1 pseudogene is annotated in these 1194 nt (G+C 31.7%); it reads right to left on the bottom strand.

Annotated elements, in window-relative coordinates:
- Positions 1 to 670 precede the first annotated feature (670 nt).
- A pseudogene (locus F6K13_RS34080) lies at positions 671 to 1194 on the bottom strand (hypothetical protein); the annotation flags it as partial.

Here is a 1194-nt window from a genome sequence, read left to right as displayed (position 1 = left end):
TAATTTTTAGCTTTAATTGATTGTCATAATATTCAAGAATAATATGAGAACAGACTATATTAGCAAGGGGTTTTAAATTCTCCTGAAGAGTAAAAAAACTAGAGGTAAGCATTCAGCTATTAGCTATTAGCTAGCCTCCTGCGGAGGAACTACGTTAACAGCTATTACTTTGAGTTTGCTATAAAAGCTCTTTCATTGAAGAGATGAAAATTACTACAAAAGCCAGTTTTAACTTTCTATATTCGTTGAAATATTATCCTTAAGCTTGAGGTTGGAAAAGCTGAAAGCTTAAAGCTGACAGCTAATAGCTGAATGCTTACAACTAGAGTTTATAAAAAAAAGAGATTGATATTAACTTAAATCTGTTGCCAACTTAGGTCTAAAAATATTTTTTCTTGCATACTTCTGTATGAATTTCAAATACTCTTATCTCGGTCAAATTTTACAGCTTTTCAAGATAACTTTTTTTGACTACTGATAATGGAGTCGATAAATTTTTCAAAGCCATTACTATAAAAAATGTATTGAGACATAATTATTCAACCTTCATAGGAGAAAAGTATACTCATACCATTTTATTGAAATGGTGAATTACAGTTTCTCTTAGTATATTTACCTGGTTTATAAATTTATAAAACTTTGTGCTTCATCAACTAAAAAACTGCTGTAACTATTTTCGACGATTGGGGCATTTTCTTTGGTTTTTATCTGGAGATAAATCTTCTATTTTGGCAATTTCAGGAGATTGACTTAGTTGCGTATTATAAGCGCTGAAAATAGCATAAGCAGCACTCCAAACTGTCATAAATCCCACAATGGTAATTAATGCTGTTTTAGTCAAATTTTGTTTTTGAGAAGGGGCTAATACTTCTAAAGGAATTAAAGCTTCAAGAGCTGATTCTGCTGATGAATATCTATCTTTATAATTAGGTTGTACCATTTTTTCTAGCCACATAATAAAGTCTTGACTTAGGTGCTTTACTTGCTGCTGAAAATTAATTTTTCCTGTCTCATCCATGAGAATTCCTACTTCTGTTGCTGGGGTATTTGTTAATAAACAAATTAATGTTGCACCGAGACTATATAAATCTGATGCTGTTGTTAATTCGCGATTAAACATTTGTTCTGGAGGCATAAATCCTAATGTACCTTTGACTACGCTACTAACAGCAACTTCTCCTCCTCCTATTCTGG

It is taken from the genome of Okeania sp. SIO2B9, from assembly GCF_010672505.1.
Lineage (GTDB): Bacteria > Cyanobacteriota > Cyanobacteriia > Cyanobacteriales > Microcoleaceae > Okeania > Okeania hirsuta.
This window is presented reverse-complemented; position numbering and strand designations above follow the sequence as displayed.